This is a genomic window from Devosia sp. (assembly GCF_034675085.1).
In the GTDB taxonomy this organism is placed as follows: Bacteria; Pseudomonadota; Alphaproteobacteria; order Rhizobiales; family Devosiaceae; genus Devosia.
The window spans coordinates 1-15677 of sequence record NZ_JAUCDN010000044.1 but is presented as its reverse complement, the minus strand read 5'-3'; the positions used below and the strand labels follow the sequence as shown (position 1 = coordinate 15677).

General features: G+C 64.8%; 13 protein-coding genes and 1 tRNA gene. 10 read left to right on the top strand and 4 right to left on the bottom strand.

The window, feature by feature from the left end; genetic code table 11:
• The first annotated feature begins 90 nt into the window (after positions 1-90).
• Genes VDP82_RS04820 through map form a run of 5 tightly spaced genes read left to right on the top strand, consistent with a single transcriptional unit; the run spans position 91 to position 5235 of the window.
• Positions 91-540: a DMT family transporter gene (locus VDP82_RS04820; RefSeq protein WP_323013710.1), complete on the top strand. Its 450-nt coding sequence runs from the start codon at positions 91-93 to the stop codon at positions 538-540.
• A gap of 47 nt (positions 541-587) precedes the next feature.
• The gene (queA, locus tag VDP82_RS04815; protein WP_323013709.1) at positions 588-1655 is read left to right on the top strand and encodes a tRNA preQ1(34) S-adenosylmethionine ribosyltransferase-isomerase QueA; all 1068 of its coding nucleotides are present in this window, start codon (positions 588-590) and stop codon (positions 1653-1655) included.
• Positions 1656-1696: 41 nt separating this feature from the next.
• Entirely contained in the window at positions 1697-2824 is a 1128-nt protein-coding gene (gene tgt / locus VDP82_RS04810; protein ID WP_323013708.1) for a tRNA guanosine(34) transglycosylase Tgt, read from the top strand.
• Positions 2825-2845: 21 nt separating this feature from the next.
• Entirely contained in the window at positions 2846-4483 is a 1638-nt protein-coding gene (gene pgi / locus VDP82_RS04805; protein ID WP_323013707.1) for a glucose-6-phosphate isomerase, read from the top strand.
• Positions 4480-5235 (top strand): type I methionyl aminopeptidase, encoded by a 756-nt coding sequence (gene map, locus VDP82_RS04800; RefSeq protein WP_323013706.1) that lies wholly within the window; start codon positions 4480-4482, stop codon positions 5233-5235. The genes pgi and map overlap by 4 nt, the downstream gene beginning before the upstream one ends.
• Here map and VDP82_RS04795 read toward each other — a convergent pair.
• The 3 genes from VDP82_RS04795 to VDP82_RS04785 all read right to left on the bottom strand — a co-directional run bounded on the left by VDP82_RS04795 (position 5232) and on the right by VDP82_RS04785 (position 6786).
• Positions 5232-5777, bottom strand: coding sequence for a hypothetical protein (locus VDP82_RS04795; protein ID WP_323013705.1), 546 nt, complete (start codon positions 5775-5777; stop codon positions 5232-5234). The genes map and VDP82_RS04795 overlap by 4 nt on opposite strands.
• An 82-nt stretch (positions 5778-5859) precedes the next feature.
• Positions 5860-5934 (bottom strand) — tRNA-Lys (locus tag VDP82_RS04790).
• 78 nt (positions 5935-6012) lie between these two features.
• Positions 6013-6786, bottom strand: a complete 774-nt coding sequence (locus VDP82_RS04785) for a hypothetical protein (RefSeq protein ID WP_323013704.1) — start codon at positions 6784-6786, stop codon at positions 6013-6015.
• 142 nt (positions 6787-6928) lie between these two features.
• Between VDP82_RS04785 and glmU the strand changes: the two genes are divergently transcribed.
• Positions 6929-8281 (top strand): bifunctional UDP-N-acetylglucosamine diphosphorylase/glucosamine-1-phosphate N-acetyltransferase GlmU, encoded by a 1353-nt coding sequence (gene glmU, locus VDP82_RS04780; protein WP_323013703.1) that lies wholly within the window; start codon positions 6929-6931, stop codon positions 8279-8281.
• 3 nt (positions 8282-8284) lie between these two features.
• The gene (gene glmS / locus VDP82_RS04775) at positions 8285-10111 is read left to right on the top strand and encodes a glutamine--fructose-6-phosphate transaminase (isomerizing) (protein WP_323013702.1); all 1827 of its coding nucleotides are present in this window, start codon (positions 8285-8287) and stop codon (positions 10109-10111) included.
• 67 nt (positions 10112-10178) lie between these two features.
• Here the strand turns inward: glmS and recG are convergent, their stop codons facing one another.
• Positions 10179-12308, bottom strand: a complete 2130-nt coding sequence (recG, locus tag VDP82_RS04770; protein ID WP_323013701.1) for an ATP-dependent DNA helicase RecG — start codon at positions 12306-12308, stop codon at positions 10179-10181.
• Between the two features lie 119 nt (positions 12309-12427).
• Here recG and VDP82_RS04765 point away from each other — a divergent pair, with 119 nt between their 5' ends.
• From VDP82_RS04765 to VDP82_RS04755, 3 genes are all read left to right on the top strand, one after another.
• Complete coding sequence (locus VDP82_RS04765; protein ID WP_323013700.1) at positions 12428-12592, top strand: hypothetical protein; 165 nt, start codon at positions 12428-12430, stop codon at positions 12590-12592.
• Between the two features lie 66 nt (positions 12593-12658).
• Positions 12659-12937: a succinate dehydrogenase assembly factor 2 gene (locus VDP82_RS04760; RefSeq protein WP_323013699.1), complete on the top strand. Its 279-nt coding sequence runs from the start codon at positions 12659-12661 to the stop codon at positions 12935-12937.
• Positions 12934-15677, top strand: a 2744-nt coding sequence (locus tag VDP82_RS04755) for a transcription-repair coupling factor (RefSeq protein ID WP_323013698.1), incomplete at its 3' end; no start/stop codon positions are given. The genes VDP82_RS04760 and VDP82_RS04755, both read left to right, overlap by 4 nt.

The window sequence follows — 15677 nt, the reverse complement described above, 5'->3', positions numbered from 1 at the left end:
CCGCCTGAACCGGATCCTGATATGATGAAGAACCCCCGGGATTTCCCGGGGGTTCTTTTTCGCCCGTCATCAGAGGACTTCGGCTTGCGCATGGAAACCATCATATGGGCGCTGCTCGGCATCATCGCCGGCGCCTGCATTGCCACCCAGGCTCCGATCAACGCCCAATTGGGGCGCGATCTGGGCATGCCTTTCGCCGCCGCCGCCATGTCGTTCCTGACCGGCGCCGTGGCGCTTTGGGGGATCAGCTTTGCGCTATCGGCCATTGGCGGCACGCCCATCCGGTTTGGTGCACCGGCGCCGTGGCTTCTGGTCACCGGCGGCCTGCTTGGCGCGTTCTTCGTCACCTCCACCATCGTGCTGACGCCGATGATCGGCACCGCGGCGGTAATGGCGCTGGCCATCGCCGGGCAGTTGCTCGCCGGCCTCACTCTGGATCGGATCGGCTTCCTCGGCACGGCTGTACGCGAAATTTCCATGGGCCGGGTGGCCGGTGCTGTGCTTCTGGTCATCGGGGCGCTGATGATCCGCCTGCTGTGACGCACAAACGCTTTTCGTGCTCCGGCGCGGCGTGCTAGGGCGAGGCCATGCGCGTTTCCGATTTCGATTTCGACCTGCCCGAAAACCTCATCGCCCTGCATCCGGCCGAGCCGCGCGACAGCGCCCGGCTGCTGCTGGTCGATCCCGGCAAGGGGTTGGAAGACCGGCATATTCCTGATCTTCTGACGCTGCTGCGGGCAGGGGACGTGCTGGTGGTCAACGATACACGTGTGCTGCCGGCCGAATTGCGCGGCCAGCGCATTCGCGGGGAAAACCGCGCCGGGGTCTCCTTCAACCTCCACAAGCGTGTTGATGCCCACACCTGGCGGGCCTTTGCCCGGCCAGCCAAGAAACTGGCCCTGCTCGACCGGCTGGAATTGGGCAATGGTGAGGCCGAGCAGCTGGTCGCGCGCGTCGCGGGCAAGGGCGAGACCGGCGAGGTGACGCTGGAGTTCGAACTGGGCGGGGCGCAGCTCGATGAAGCGATCAAATCCCATGGCGCCATGCCGCTGCCGCCCTATATCGGCGCCAAGCGGGCGCTCGAGGAGCGTGACAAAACCGACTACCAGACCGTCTACGCCGCCGAGGATGGCGCGGTGGCTGCTCCCACGGCCGGACTGCATTTCACCGAGAGCCTGCTGGCCCAACTGGAAGAAAAAGGCGTCTCCATCGAAAAGGTGACGCTGCACGTAGGCGCCGGCACCTTTTTGCCGATGAAGGCGGAAGATACCGAAGACCACGTCATGCATTCGGAATGGGGCGAAATCGACCCGGCGACCGTGGAGCGCATCCTGGCGAAAAAGGCGGCTGGCGGGCGTGTCGTTGCCGTGGGCACCACCAGCCTGCGCCTGCTCGAAACGGCCTCGCGCGCCACCGGCACACTGCACCCCTTCAGCGGCGACACCGATATTTTCATCACCCCCGGATTCCGCTTCCACACCGTGGACATGCTGATGACCAATTTCCATCTGCCCAGGTCGACGCTGTTCATGCTGGTCAGCGCCTTTGCCGGGCTGGATGTGATGAAGACGGCCTATGCCCATGCGATTGAGCAGGGGTATCGGTTCTATTCCTACGGCGATTCCTCGCTGCTGCTGCGGGCCGGTGCGCGCTGAGGCAGTTGTCTGTGTCCGGCCGACGGGCTAGAACCCGCGGCATGAAACAGGTCACCTTCACCCTTTCGGCCAGCGACGGCATGGCCCGTCGCGGGCGCATCGACACGCCGCGCGGCGCCATCCAGACCCCGGCCTTCATGCCGGTGGGCACGGCGGGCACCGTCAAGGCCATGTATCCCGAGCAGGTGCGCGAAACCGGCGCCGATATCCTTCTGGGCAACACCTATCACCTGATGCTGCGCCCCGGTGCCGAGCGCGTGGCCTCGCTGGGCGGCCTGCATGAATTCATGGACTGGCAGCGCCCCATTCTCACCGATAGCGGCGGCTTCCAGGTCATGTCGCTGGCGCAATTGCGCAAGCTCACCGAAAAAGGGGTGACCTTCAAGTCCCATATCGACGGGTCGAGCCACGAGTTGACGCCGGAGCGCTCCATCGAGATCCAGACCCTGCTCGACAGCGACATCATCATGCAGCTCGATGAATGCATCGCCCTGCCGGCCGAGCGCAAGGAGATGGAGCGAGCCATGGAGCTGTCGCTGCGCTGGGCCGAGCGCTCCAAGGTCGCGTTCAACAACCAGCTCAACCGGGCGCTTTTCGGCATCGTGCAGGGAGGCGACGATGCCGAATTGCGCGCGCGCTCCGCCGCCGGGCTGAAATCCATCGGCTTTGACGGCTATGCCGTGGGCGGGCTGGCCGTGGGCGAGCCGCAGGAGGTGATGTTTCGGGTGCTCGAAAGCATCACCCCCGAATTGCCGGCTGACCGGCCCCGCTATCTCATGGGCGTGGGCAAGCCCGACGACATCCTGGGCGGCATCGGGCGCGGCATCGATATGTTCGATTGCGTCCATCCCACCCGCGCCGGCCGGCATGGCCATGTCTATACGCGCTTCGGCGTCATCAACCTGAAGAATGCCAGGCATAAGGATGACAGGCGGCCTATCGACGAGGCGTCGCCCAACCCCAATTGCCGCCGCTGGAGCCGCGCCTATCTGCATCACCTCGTTAAGACTGAAGAGATTTTGGGCGCCATGATCCTTTCCCAGATCAACCTGGCCTATTATCAAGAACTGGTGCAGGGATGCAGGGCGGCCATCGAAGCGGGCCGGTTCAACGATTTCGCGGCAGAGACGCGCGCGGCATGGGCCGCTGGCGACCTGCCCATCATCTGAGTTTCAGGAAAGGTTCATTCCATGGCCAAAACCGGACGCAAAGCCAGCTTTTCCCGGCTCGACAAGCACCGCAAGCGGCTCGAAGAGCTGCCGATGCGGCTGCAATTCGCCGTGGACCCCAATCGCTTCCAGCGCTTTTCTGCTTCGGGCGCCGGCATCCTGCTCGATTATTCGAAGAACCGGATCGACGAAGAAGTGATGATGGCGTTGTTCGATCTGGCGCGTGCCGCCGGTGTCGAGGAACGCCGGGACCAGATGTGCGAGGGCGAGCACATCAATGTTACCGAAGACCGCGCCGTGATGCACATGGCGCTGCGCTACCAGGGCGACAAGCCTGTGCCGGTGGATGGCAAGGATGTGATGCCCGAGGTGCGCGCCGTACTGGCGGCCATGCAGGCCTATTCCGATGGCGTCCGCAATGGCGAAATCCGCGGCCATGGCGGTGAGCAGTTCACCGATGTGGTCAATATCGGCATTGGTGGCTCCGATCTCGGCCCGGCCATGGTGACGCTGGCGCTGGAGCCCTATACCCGGCCCGATCTGCGCGCCCATTACGTCTCCAATGTCGACGGCGCCCATATCCACGATGTCCTCAAGCGTCTCAATCCTAAAAAGACGCTGTTCATTATCGCCTCCAAGACCTTCACCACCGATGAGACCATGACCAACGCCGCCTCGGCCCGGCAGTGGCTTGCCGAGGCGCTGGGCGAGGAGGCGGTGCCCAATCATTTCGCCGCCGTTTCCACCAATATTCCGGCCTGCGCCAAGTTTGGCATCCGCGAAGATCGCATTTTCGGCTTCGGGGACTGGGTGGGGGGGCGCTATTCGGTGTGGTCGGCCATCGGCCTGCCCATCGCCATTGCGGTCGGCTACGATAATTTCGCCAAATTCCTCCAGGGCGCCGACGCCATGGACCGGCATTTCCTTTCCGCGCCGCTGGAGAGCAATTTGCCGGTCATCATGGCCCTGCTGGGCGTCTGGTATCGCAATGTCTGGGGCTTTTCGACCCATGCGGTGCTGCCCTATGACCAGCGCCTCAGCCGCTTTGCCGCCTATCTCCAGCAGCAGGACATGGAATCGAATGGCAAGTCGGTGACCCTGGCCGGCAAGTCCGTGGGCTGGTCCACGGGCCCCATCGTCTGGGGCGAGCCGGGCACCAATGGGCAGCATGCCTTTTACCAGCTCATCCATCAGGGCACCGACGTCATTCCAGCCGATTTCCTCATCGCTGCCCGCCCGCATGAAAGCCTGCCCCCCCATCACGACAAGCTGGTGGCCAATGTGCTGGCCCAGTCCGAAGCGCTGATGCTGGGCAAGACCGAGGAAGAAGTCGTGGCCGAGCTCAAGGCCCAGGGCCTCCCCAAGGAGCGGATCAAGGAACTGGCGCCGCACAAGGTCTTCCCCGGCAACCGCCCGTCCAACACGCTGTTCTACCAGCAGTTGACCCCCGAAACCCTGGGCTCGCTGGTAGCGCTGTACGAGCACAAGGTGTTCACCCAGGGCGTCATCTGGAACGTCAATTCCTATGACCAGTGGGGCGTGGAACTGGGCAAGCAGCTCGCCAAGGCGCTCCTGCCCAAGGTGCAGGGCCAGCAGAGCGGGGAAGGGCACGACAGCTCCACCCAGGGCCTGCTCGCCTATTATCTGGACAACAAGTGACCATCACCACCGAAGAAGAGCTGGAAAAGCTCAAGGCCATCGGCCGCATCTGTGCCATCGCCCGCGAGGCGATGGCCGCCGCCATGCAACCAGGCATGACCACGGCCGAGCTCGACGCGGTCGGGCGGAAAATTCTCGAGGAGAACGGGGCCGAATCCGCCCCCATCGTCACCTATGACTTCCCCGGCTACACCTGCATTTCGGTGAATGAGGAAATCGCCCACGGCATTCCCGGTCCCCGCGTGCTGCGCGAGGGCGACCTGGTCAATATCGACGTTTCGGCGGTCAAGGATGGCGTTTATGCCGATACCGGCGCTTCCTTCGTTCTCGGCAAGGGCGATGCGCGGCTCGAAACGCTCTGCCGCGACGGCAAGAAAGCCATGTGGACCGGCATTCGCGCCGTCAAGGCCGGCGCGCCGCTGGCCGATATCGGCCAGGCCATCGGCAAATTCGCCAAGAAGGGCGGCTATACCCTGATAAGGAACCTGGCCAGCCACGGCGTGGGTGACAGCCTGCATGACGAGCCCGGCGAAATTCCCACCTGGCCCGACCGCTCCGAGCGGCGGCGCATGGCCAACGGGCTGGTCTTCACCATTGAACCTTTCCTGTCGCTGGGCGGGCAGATGGCGGACCAGAAATCGGCCGACGATGAATGGACGCTGGTGAGCCGGCCGGCCGCGCCCTGCGTGCAATATGAGCATACGGTGGTGGCAACGCCCCGAGGCGCCGTAGTGGTGACGCTGGCGGCCTAAAGCCAGAGCAGCAGCAGCGGCCCGGCGATAACGAGGCCGATGGCGACCACGAAGCGCAGATTGCCCAGCTGGCGCAGGTTGTGGATCGCAAGCAGGCTCGAGAGCAGCAGGAAGGCCAGGAGCGCCACGGCTAGAGGCGTCAGCGGGCCGAGCGAGAACGCCGTATTCTCGTTGAGCTGCAGATAGATCATGTGCCCGCCCATGAAGCCGAGCAGGGCAGCGATGACCACCGCCACCGCCTTCGAGGCGATGAGCATGGCCATGTCCATGGTGGTGCTGGACAGCAGCAGAGCCAGCCCCATGCCCGTCACCTGCGCCGCCAGCAGTGTGGTGAAAAGCTGGTTATTGCCCAGTACCGGCACCAGTTCGGGCGGCGCGTTCAGCGGGAGCGAGCCCACCATGGGCAGGTTGGCGCCATATTGGGCTAAAAGGAAGATGATGTAGAGCATCGCCAGCGTGCTGACGGCAAACATCAGGATGGTGACGGCCAGCACCTTGAGCAGATCGGAAAAATCCTTGGACACGGCGCTCCGCTGGCACATGGGAAAAGGAACGCGCCGGCGCGGCGCCGGTTGAGTTAGCGCGGGGGCACAAGAGGCGTCAAGCGGGGGCTGTGGGCAAGAGTGGTACGCCGGGAGGGGTTCGAACCCTCGACCATTCGATTAAAAGTCGAATGCTCTACCACTGAGCTACCGGCGCATCGCAACGGACGCGCTTGGCGTCGCGGGCGGAACATAACTGCCCAGCTTCGGCTGTCAACCGCAATCGCACGGTGATTCAGGGGTTCAGCGGCTCGCCGGCAAAGGGCATGGGCTGGCAGGAAACCTCCAGCCGTTCGAGTCGGGCGCAGATGGCGCTGGCCTCGGAAAGCTGCGGAATGGGGCCGACCACGATGCGCCTGGCCGCGCCGTCGCTGCTCTCGGCCAGATGCGGCGTCAGCCCGAACAGCAGCGGCCCCAGCTTCATCGACAGGTCTCGCCAGGCCTGGGGCGCAGCCTCGGCATCGATGGCAGCGCCAAGGGCGATGCCATAGCTTTGCCCACTGGGCAGCGTCAGGGCCGCTTCCCGAGGCGCGAGCGGCGCCGGCTCGGGCTGGTTGCCCACCGCCAGCGGCTGCTGGCGAATGGTGACCGATCCGCCCTCCGCAGGGAAGTTCGCCCCCTGGCTCTCGCCAATACCCGCAGTGGTCAGGCTGTGATCCACCAATTGGCCCACGCGCTGACTTTCCGCCAGTTGCGGCAGGGTGACTTCGAGCGCCCCGACGCGGCGCGCGGTATTGTTGCCGGTCTGTTCGGCCAGGTCGAACCGGGTATTGAGCTGCTCGCTTGCGCGGGAGAGGCGCTGGGCCTCGCGCCGCAGATCGGCCACGTCCTGGCGCAACTGGTTGACGGAGGCTCCTTCGAGCCGCGTCTGGTGCAGCACCGCCAGCAGGGGCGGCGGGGCGAGGGCGGAAACATTGGCACTCAGCACGGCAAGGGCGCCGGCCATCAGGGCCACCAGGCCCCAGATGACGACGTCGGATTGCCGGAACTGTTCCGATGCTTTAGCCAATATTTCATCCTCGCCGGTGCAATCGAATCAGGGCCTGCACCAGCATCGACCATGCCGCTCTCATTATGGTTTCGCCAACTCTTGCCTGCCATAAATTTGTGCAAATGCGCCCTGAAAACGTCGATGCGCCGGAGAACTTTGCATGACTGAACTGCTATCCATCATCCTTGCGGCAGGCGAGGGCACGCGGATGCGGTCTGCCCAGCCCAAGGTGCTGCATCCCGTGGGTGGCCTGCCGATCATCGGCCATGTGGCGCGCGCGGCGCGGGAGGCCGGCTCCGACCGCATCGCGCTGGTCACCGGCCCCAGGCACCAGGCCATCCGCGACATGGTGGCTTCACTCGACCCCGACGTGGAGCATTTCGAGCAGGCGGAAGCCAAGGGCACGGCCCATGCCGCCTCAATGGCGCGCGGGCTTTATGAAAAGGCCACCGGCTATATCGCCGTGGTCTATGGCGACCACCCGCTGCTGCGCGGCATCAATTTCCGCGCCGTGCTCGACCGCCTCGATGCCGGGCTGGATGTGGCCATTCTCGGCTTCGAGCCGCGCGACCCCACCGGCTATGGCCGGTTCATCACCGATGGCGACACGCTTCTGGCCATCCGCGAGCACAAGGACGCCAGCGAGGATGAACGGCGCATCCGACTGTGCAACGCCTGCATCCTGGCCTTCCGCGCCGAGGTGTTCCGCGACCTGATCGACAAGGTCGAGACCAATAATGCGCAGAGCGAATACTATCTCACCGACATGGTCGGGCTGGCCAATGCCGCCGGAAAGAAGGTGGGCTATGGCCTGGCGCCGGAAAACGACGTCATGGGCGTCAACGACCGCAGCCAATTGGCGCGGGCGGAAAAGCTGTTCCAGCAGGTGCGGCGCGAGGATTTCATGAAGGCCGGCGTGACCCTGCGCGACCCGGACAGCGTCTGGTTTTCCTGGGATACCGAGATCGGGCGCGACGTGACCATCTTCCCCAATGTGGTCTTCGGTCCAGGGGTGAAGATTGCCGACAATGTCGAGATCCGCGCTTTTTGTGACATCGAGGACGCCGTAATCGGCTCGGGGGCCTCCATTGGTCCCTTCGCCCGTATTCGCGGCGGGGCGGAACTGGATGAAAATGTCCATCTGGGCAATTTCGTCGAGGTGAAGAAGTCCAGGCTCCATGCCGGGGTGAAGGCGGGGCATCTGAGCTATCTGGGCGACGCCGAGATCGGCAGCCGCACCAATATCGGCGCGGGTACCATCACCTGCAATTACGACGGGATGAACAAGGATCGGACGGTGATCGGCGCGGATGCCTTTATCGGCTCGAACACCGCGCTGGTGGCGCCGGTGACGCTGGGCGAGGGGGCCTACACCGCCTCGGGTAGCGTCATCACCGAGGATGTACCGAAAGATGCAGTTGCCTTTGCCCGCGCCCGGCAGCAGAACAAGCTCGGTTACGCGCCGGTCCTGAAGGAAAAAGCGCGGGTGCGGAAAGCCGCCAAGGGGAAATAGCACATGTGCGGTATCGTCGGGATCATCGGAACGGAACCGGTCGCGGGGCGCCTTGTCGACGCGCTCCGGCGCCTTGAATATCGCGGCTATGACAGCGCCGGCATCGCCACGCTGGATGGCGGCATGCTGGGCCGCCGCCGCGCCGAGGGCAAGCTGGGCAATCTGGCCCAGAAGCTGAATTTCGAGCCGCTGGGCGGCCGCGTCGGCATCGGCCATACCCGCTGGGCCACCCATGGCGCGCCGACCGAGCAGAATGCCCATCCCCACGCCACCGAGCGCGTGGCGATCGTGCATAACGGCATCATCGAGAATTTCCGCGAGCTTCTGGCCGATCTGGCCCGCGACGGCTACCTCCCCCAGACCCAGACCGATACGGAATCGGTGGCGCTCTGGGTGACGCGCGAACTGGACAATGGCGCCGACCCGGAACTGGCCGTGGCGCGCACCCTCAAGAGGCTGCGCGGGGCGTTCGCCCTGGCCTTCCTGTTCAAGGGCGAGGAAGGCCTGATGATCGCGGCGCGGCAGGGCGCGCCGCTGGCCATCGGGCACGGCACCACCGAAATGTATCTGGGCTCGGACGCCATGGCGCTGGCCCCGTTCACCGCCCGGCTGACCTATCTCGAAGACGGCGACTGGGCGGTCATCACCCCGCGCGGCGTGACCATCCGCGACGGGCGCGACGCCATCGTGCAGCGCGAGCAGCAGATTTCGCAGGCTTCGGCGCTGCTGGTGGACAAGGGCAACCACCGCCATTTCATGGCCAAGGAAATCTATGAGCAGCCCGAGACCATCTCGCACACCCTGAGCCACTATGTGGACATGGGCGCCGAAAAGGTGGCGATCCGTGAGGCTCTACCCTTTGATTTTGCTGACCTTTCCCGGCTGACCATCAGCGCCTGCGGCACCGCCTACCTGGCCGGGGCCGTGGCCAAATACTGGTTCGAGCGCCATGCCCGCCTGCCGGTGGATATCGATGTGGCATCCGAATTCCGCTATCGCGAGCCGCCGCTGGAAAAAGGTGGGCTGTCGCTGTTCATCTCGCAATCGGGCGAGACCGCCGACACGCTGGCGGCGCTGCGCTATTGCGCCGGGCAGGGCCAGCATGTGGCGAGCCTGGTCAACACGCTCGAATCCACCATTGCCCGCGAATCCGGCGTGGTGTTCCCGATCCTGTGTGGGCCGGAAATCGGGGTGGCCTCGACCAAGGCGCTGACGGCGCAATTGACGGCGCTGGCGAGCCTTGCCATTGCCGCCGGACGGGCGCGCGGCGTGCTGAGCGCCGAACAGGAAGCCGATTTTGTGCGGGCGCTGGTCGGGCTGCCCTCGGCCGTCTCGGCGGCGCTGGCCACCGAAGGCCAGATCATGGAGATCGCCAAGCGCCTCTCCAAGGCCAAGGACGTGCTCTATCTCGGGCGCGGGCCAATGTTCCCTATCGCCATGGAGGGCGCGTTAAAACTCAAGGAAATCAGCTACATCCACGCGGAAGGTTATGCGGCGGGTGAGCTTAAGCATGGCCCCATAGCGCTGGTGGACGAGGACATGCCGGTGATCGTGGTCGCCCCCTCGGACGAGCTGGTGGAAAAGACGCTCTCCAATATGCAGGAAGTGGCGGCGCGCGGCGGCAAGATCATCCTCATCACGGACACCGAGGGCGCGCAAACCGTGGGGCAGGGCGTCGCCGACATCATCGTCGTCCCCCATGTGTCGAGCTTCGTTGCGCCGATCCTGGCCACCATTCCGGTGCAGCTTCTGGCCTATCACACCGCCGTTTTCATGGGCACGGACGTGGACCAGCCGCGCAACCTGGCCAAATCGGTGACGGTAGAATAGGGCGCGATTTCGGGGGCGGGGATAAGTTTTCTCTGTCCCACCCATCATGTCCTTCCGGGGGGGGGCCTCAGCCTGCCCGGATCAGCGGGATCGCCAGGTCTTTCCTGAACAGATACAAAAGGATACGCGCCGCCTCGCCTTCGGGGCCGACAAGGCCGGGATTGCGTTCCAGCAGGGCTTTGGCCTCGTCATGAGCGAAATCGAGCAGGTGCCGGTGCACATCGGGCACGGCGAGGCGATAGCCGGGCATGCCGGATTGGCGGGTGCCGAGAAGATCGCCCTGGCCGCGCAATTCGAGGTCGCGCTCGGCGATGAGAAAGCCGTCCTCGGTGGATTTTATCGTTTCGAGACGGGCCTTTGCGGTTTCGCTCAATGGCTCCTTATAGAGCAGCAGGCAGGCGGAGCGCTGCGAGCCGCGCCCGACGCGGCCGCGCAACTGATGAAGCTGGGCCAGCCCGAAACGCTCGGCATGCTCGATGATCATGATCGAGGCATTGGGCACGTCCACGCCCACCTCGATAACGGTGGTGGCCACTAACAGCTTGAGTTCATTGGCCGAAAAGCGTTGCATCACCTCCTGCTTGGCGGCGGCGCTCATGCGGCCATGGACCAGGGCCACCTTGTCGCCAAAGGTTTTTTGCAGCTCGGCAAAGCGGTCCTCGGCCGCAACCACCTGCAAATGCTCGCTTTCCTCGACCAGCGGGCAGACCCAGAACGCCTGCGCTCCCGCATCGAGCCGCGCCTTGAGGCGGGCGATGACGCGGTCGTAATCATTGATGGAAAGCACAGCCGTATCAATGGGTTGGCGGCCTCCCGGCTTTTCGCGCAGCGTGCTGACCGCCATGTCGCCAAAATGGGTGAGCACCAGCGTTCGGGGAATGGGCGTGGCGGTCATCACCAACAGGTCGGTGTGACGGCCCTTGTCGGACAAGGCGAGGCGCTGATGCACGCCGAACCGGTGCTGCTCATCGACGACGACCAGACCTAAATCCTTGAATTCTATATCGGATTGGAAAAGGGCATGGGTGCCGACGACGATGGAGGTCTCGCCGCTGGCAATGGCGGCGAGGCGGGCGCGGCGCTCGGGGGCGCTCATCTTGCCGGTGAGCAATTCGCAACCCAGCCCGGCGGCCTCGCAAATCGGCTTGAGGGTCTTAAAGTGCTGGCTGGCAAGGATTTCCGTCGGCGCCATCAGGGCCGACTGGGCGCCGCTTTCGGCCATGGACGCCATCGCCATGAGGGCAACCACCGTCTTTCCGGCGCCGACATCGCCCTGCAACAGCCGCGACATGCGGTCGGGCGAGGCCATGTCCGCCTGGATTTCGGCAATAGCCGCAAGTTGTCCCTTTGTCAGCGAATAGGGTAACAGACTGCTAACCTTATCCGTCACCGATCGTGACATTTGACGCGCGATTCCCTTAGCGGAAACCATGGTGGTGCGAACCAGCTGCAAGGCAAGCTGGCCGGCCAGATATTCATCATAGGCAAGGCGTTGGCGGGCCGGGGCCCAGATTTCGGCATCGCCCGGCGCGGCGGGCAGATGCACCATGCGCATCGCCTGGGCAAAGTTCGGCCAGCGGCGTTGGGACAGTGTAGCAGGCTCGATCCATTCGGGGATATCCGGAACGGTGTCCACCACCTGGCGCACCAGCTTGGCCAGCGCCCGGGAACTGAGGCCGGCGGTGAGGGGATAAACCGGCTCGACCAGCGGCAATGTATCGAATTTTTCCGGCTCGACGATGTAGTCGGGATGGGTGATCTGCTTTTCGCCGTTGAAAAAACCGATCTGGCCGGACACGTACCGCTGCTCGCCCACCGGCAGGGCCTTTTCCACCCAGCCGCCCTGGGCGCGGAAGAAGACAAGCTGGATGTCCCCGCTCGCGTCATGGGCGAAGACGCGGTGCGGCACATGCGGCTTGCCGCGCGGCGGCGGCTGATGGCGATCGACATGCAAGGCCAGGGTGACGATTTCGCCAAGCCCGGCCCCGGCGATGCCGACCTGGCGGCGCCGGTCGACGATGCCGGAAGGCATATGCATCAGGATATCGAGGGCAATGGCCTCCTGGCCCTCGGGGGCGCCGAAAAACCGCGCCAGCAACGCGGCCAGCTTGTCGCCCACGCCCTTGATGGAGCGCAGGGAGCGAAACAGCGGCGAAAGGCGTTCAGGACGAGGCAGTGAATTGACTCCGGCAGGCAATCAGGCGGGGCCTGTTGAAAGCGAGATGCACAAGCTGTGCAAGGCGCAATTGTAACAATTTCCGCAAGCTCTCGTTAGCACGAATCCCCGCACTTCGCAGAGGCGAAAGGAGGCCGGGCATGCATCGCATCTATGACTGGCTGATCGCCTCCGCCCCGCCGAGGGACGGCATGAAATGGCTGACGCGCTTCCGGCTGCCGGTCATCATCGGGCTGGCCCTTTTGAGCTGGGCCGTGCTGGGCGGCCTGATCTGGCTGGCGATCACGCTGATACCAAAGGGCTGACAACGCGGCACAATGCGCGTAAACACATCGTCCCATCAACCACCACTCGGGATCATGGCGCGTCAAATGACTGCCGGTGAAGATATTGTCATGCGCCGCAAGAGGCTGCGCTATCGGGCCTGGCATCGGGGCACCAAGGAAATGGACCTCATTCTGGGGCCCTTCGCCGACGCCAATCTGGAGCGGCTGGACGGGGCGGGCCTCGACCGGCTGGAAGCCCTGATGGACGAGGAAGACCCGCCTTTGCTCAAATGGGTCATGGGGCAGGAAACGCCGCCGGCCCATGTGGACACCGAGTTCCTGGCCGAGGTGATCGCCGACCATGAGGCGCGTCTGGCCCGATGAGCGACGAGCTGACGCCGCGCCCGGCGCGTACCATCGCCAATGTGCCCGATGGCATGCAGCCGAAAGTGCTCGCCCAACTGGTGCAGCAGCGTCTGGAGGCGGCGCCGGACGATGCGGCCAGCATCGTTTTCGTGGCGCGGGACGGGCGGCGCATGCAGCGCATGGCCGACGTGCTGGGCGCCATGCTGCCCGGCCACGCCATCCTGACGCTGCCGGCCTGGGACTGCCTGCCCTATGACCGCGTCTCGCCCAACAATGTGACCATCGCGGCGCGGATGAACACGCTGGCGGCGCTGAGCGGCGGCGCGAAGAGGGGCGCGGTGGTGCTGACCGCCGTCAACGCGCTGATCCAGAAGCTGCCGCCGCGCGACGCGGTGGAAACGATGAGCTTTTCCGCTTCCGTCGGCGCGATGGTGGATAGCGACCGGCTGATCGCCTGGGCGGCCAATAATGGCTATCTGCGCGTGCCCACCGTGCGTGAAAGCGGCGAATATGCGGTGCGCGGCGGGCTGGTGGATATTTTCCCGGCCAGCGCCGAAGTGCCGCTGCGCTTCGATTTTTTCGGCAGCCAGCTCGAATCGATCCGCAGCTTCGATCCCGACAGCCAGCGCACCACCGGCACGCTGCGCCAGATCGAGCTGACCCCGATGAGCGAGGTGGTGCTGACCGAAAGCTCCATCCGCCGCTTCCGGCAGAATTACACGGCGGCCTTTGGCGGCAATACGGTGGACGACACGCTCTATGCCTCGATCAGCGGCGGGGCGCGCTATTCGGGCACCGAGCACTGGCTGCCGTTTTTCTATGAGCATCTGGACCGGCTGACCGACTATACCGGGGACGCGCCTTTCGTCTTCGACGAGCAGGCCAGCGAAGCCTATGGCGAGCGCGTGACGCAGATCCGCGACTATTACGAGGCGCGCGAAGCGGCGCGGCTGACCCCGGTGGTGGCGGGGGCAGGGGCGCCCTACAAGCCGGTCAAGCCCGAATTGCTCTATGACGTGGACGCCGATCCCTACGCGCTGGCGGGGGCCTCGGTGATCCAGCTCAGCCAGTTCATGGCGCCCGGAACGCGGGCGGCCGACGATGCGGGCGGGCATATCGCCCCCAGCTTCGCCGCCGAGCGGCAGGCCTCGGACGTCAATCTGTTCCAGGCAGTGGTGGATCGGCTGATGCAGGAGCGCCGCAATGGCCGGCGCGCCGTCATCGCCTGCTGGAGCGCCGGCACGCGCGACCGCATGGTGCAGGTGCTCAAGGACCATGGCCTGACCAATCCGCGCCTCGCCGAAAACTGGCGCGACGCCGAAACCACCAGCGCCGCCACCACCTCGCTGGTGGTGCTGCCGCTGGAAACCGGCTTTGAAACCAAAGACCTGCTGGTGCTCTCCGAGCAGGACATTCTGGGCGAGCGGATTCTCAGGCCCCAGCGCAAGAAGAAGGCGTCCGACGCGCTGACCGAAGCGGCGAGCCTGGCCGCCGGCGACCTGGTGGTGCATGTCGACCACGGCATCGGGCGGTTCCTGGGGCTCAAGGTGATCGAGGCCGGCGGGGCCCCGCATGAATGCGTCGAGCTGGAATATGGCGGCGACACCAAGCTCTACCTGCCGGTGGAAAATATCGAGCTGCTGACGCGCTACGGCTCGGACGACCCCAATGTGACGCTGGACAAGCTCGGGGGCGTCGCCTGGCAGGCCAAGAAGGGCAAGCTCAAGAAGCGCATCCGCGAAATGGCGGAGCAGCTCATCAGAATCGCGGCGGCGCGTCAGCTCACCCGCGCCGATGTGGTCGAGATCAATCCCGGCGCCTATGACGAATTCGCCGCGCGCTTCCCCTATGAGGAAACCGAGGACCAGATGGCCGCCATCGAGGCGGTGTTCGACGATGTGACCTCGGGCCGCGTCATGGACCGGCTGGTCTGCGGCGATGTGGGCTTCGGCAAGACCGAGGTGGCGCTGCGCGCCGCCTTCGCCGTGGCCCTGAGCGGCAAGCAGGTGGCGGTGGTGGTGCCCACGACGCTGCTGGCGCGCCAGCATTTCAAGACCTTCTCCGAGCGCTTCAAGGGCCTGCCGGTGCGCGTGCGCCACGCCTCGCGCATGGTCAGCGCCGCCGAACTCAAATCCACCAAGGAGGGGTTGGCCGACGGGCAGGTCGATATCGTGGTGGGCACCCATGCGCTGTTAGCCAAGACCATCAAATTCAAGGATCTGGGCCTGCTCATCATCGACGAGGAGCAGCATTTCGGCGTTGGCCACAAGGAAAGGCTCAAGGAGCTCAAGGCCAATGTGCACGTGCTGACGCTGACGGCGACGCCGATTCCGCGCACGCTGCAACTGGCGCTGACCGGGGTGCGGGACCTCTCGCTTCTGGCGACGCCGCCGGTGGATCGCCTCGCCATCCGCACCTTTATCGCGCCCTTCGATGCCCTGTCGGTGCGCGAGGCGCTGTTGCGCGAGAAATATCGCGGCGGGCAGAGTTTTTATGTCGTGCCGCGCATTTCCGACCAGGTGGAAATCGCCGAAGTCCTCAAGGCGCAGGTGCCCGAGGTCAGCTTCGTCGTTGCCAATGGGCAGATGGCGCCGGGCCAGCTCGACGACATCATGAATGCCTTCTACGACAACAAATTCGACGTGCTGGTGGCCACCACCATCGTCGAATCGGGGCTCGACATCCCCAATGCCAATACGCTGATCGTGCACCGGGCCGACCATTTCGGGCTGGCCCAGCTCTACCAGATCCGCGGGCG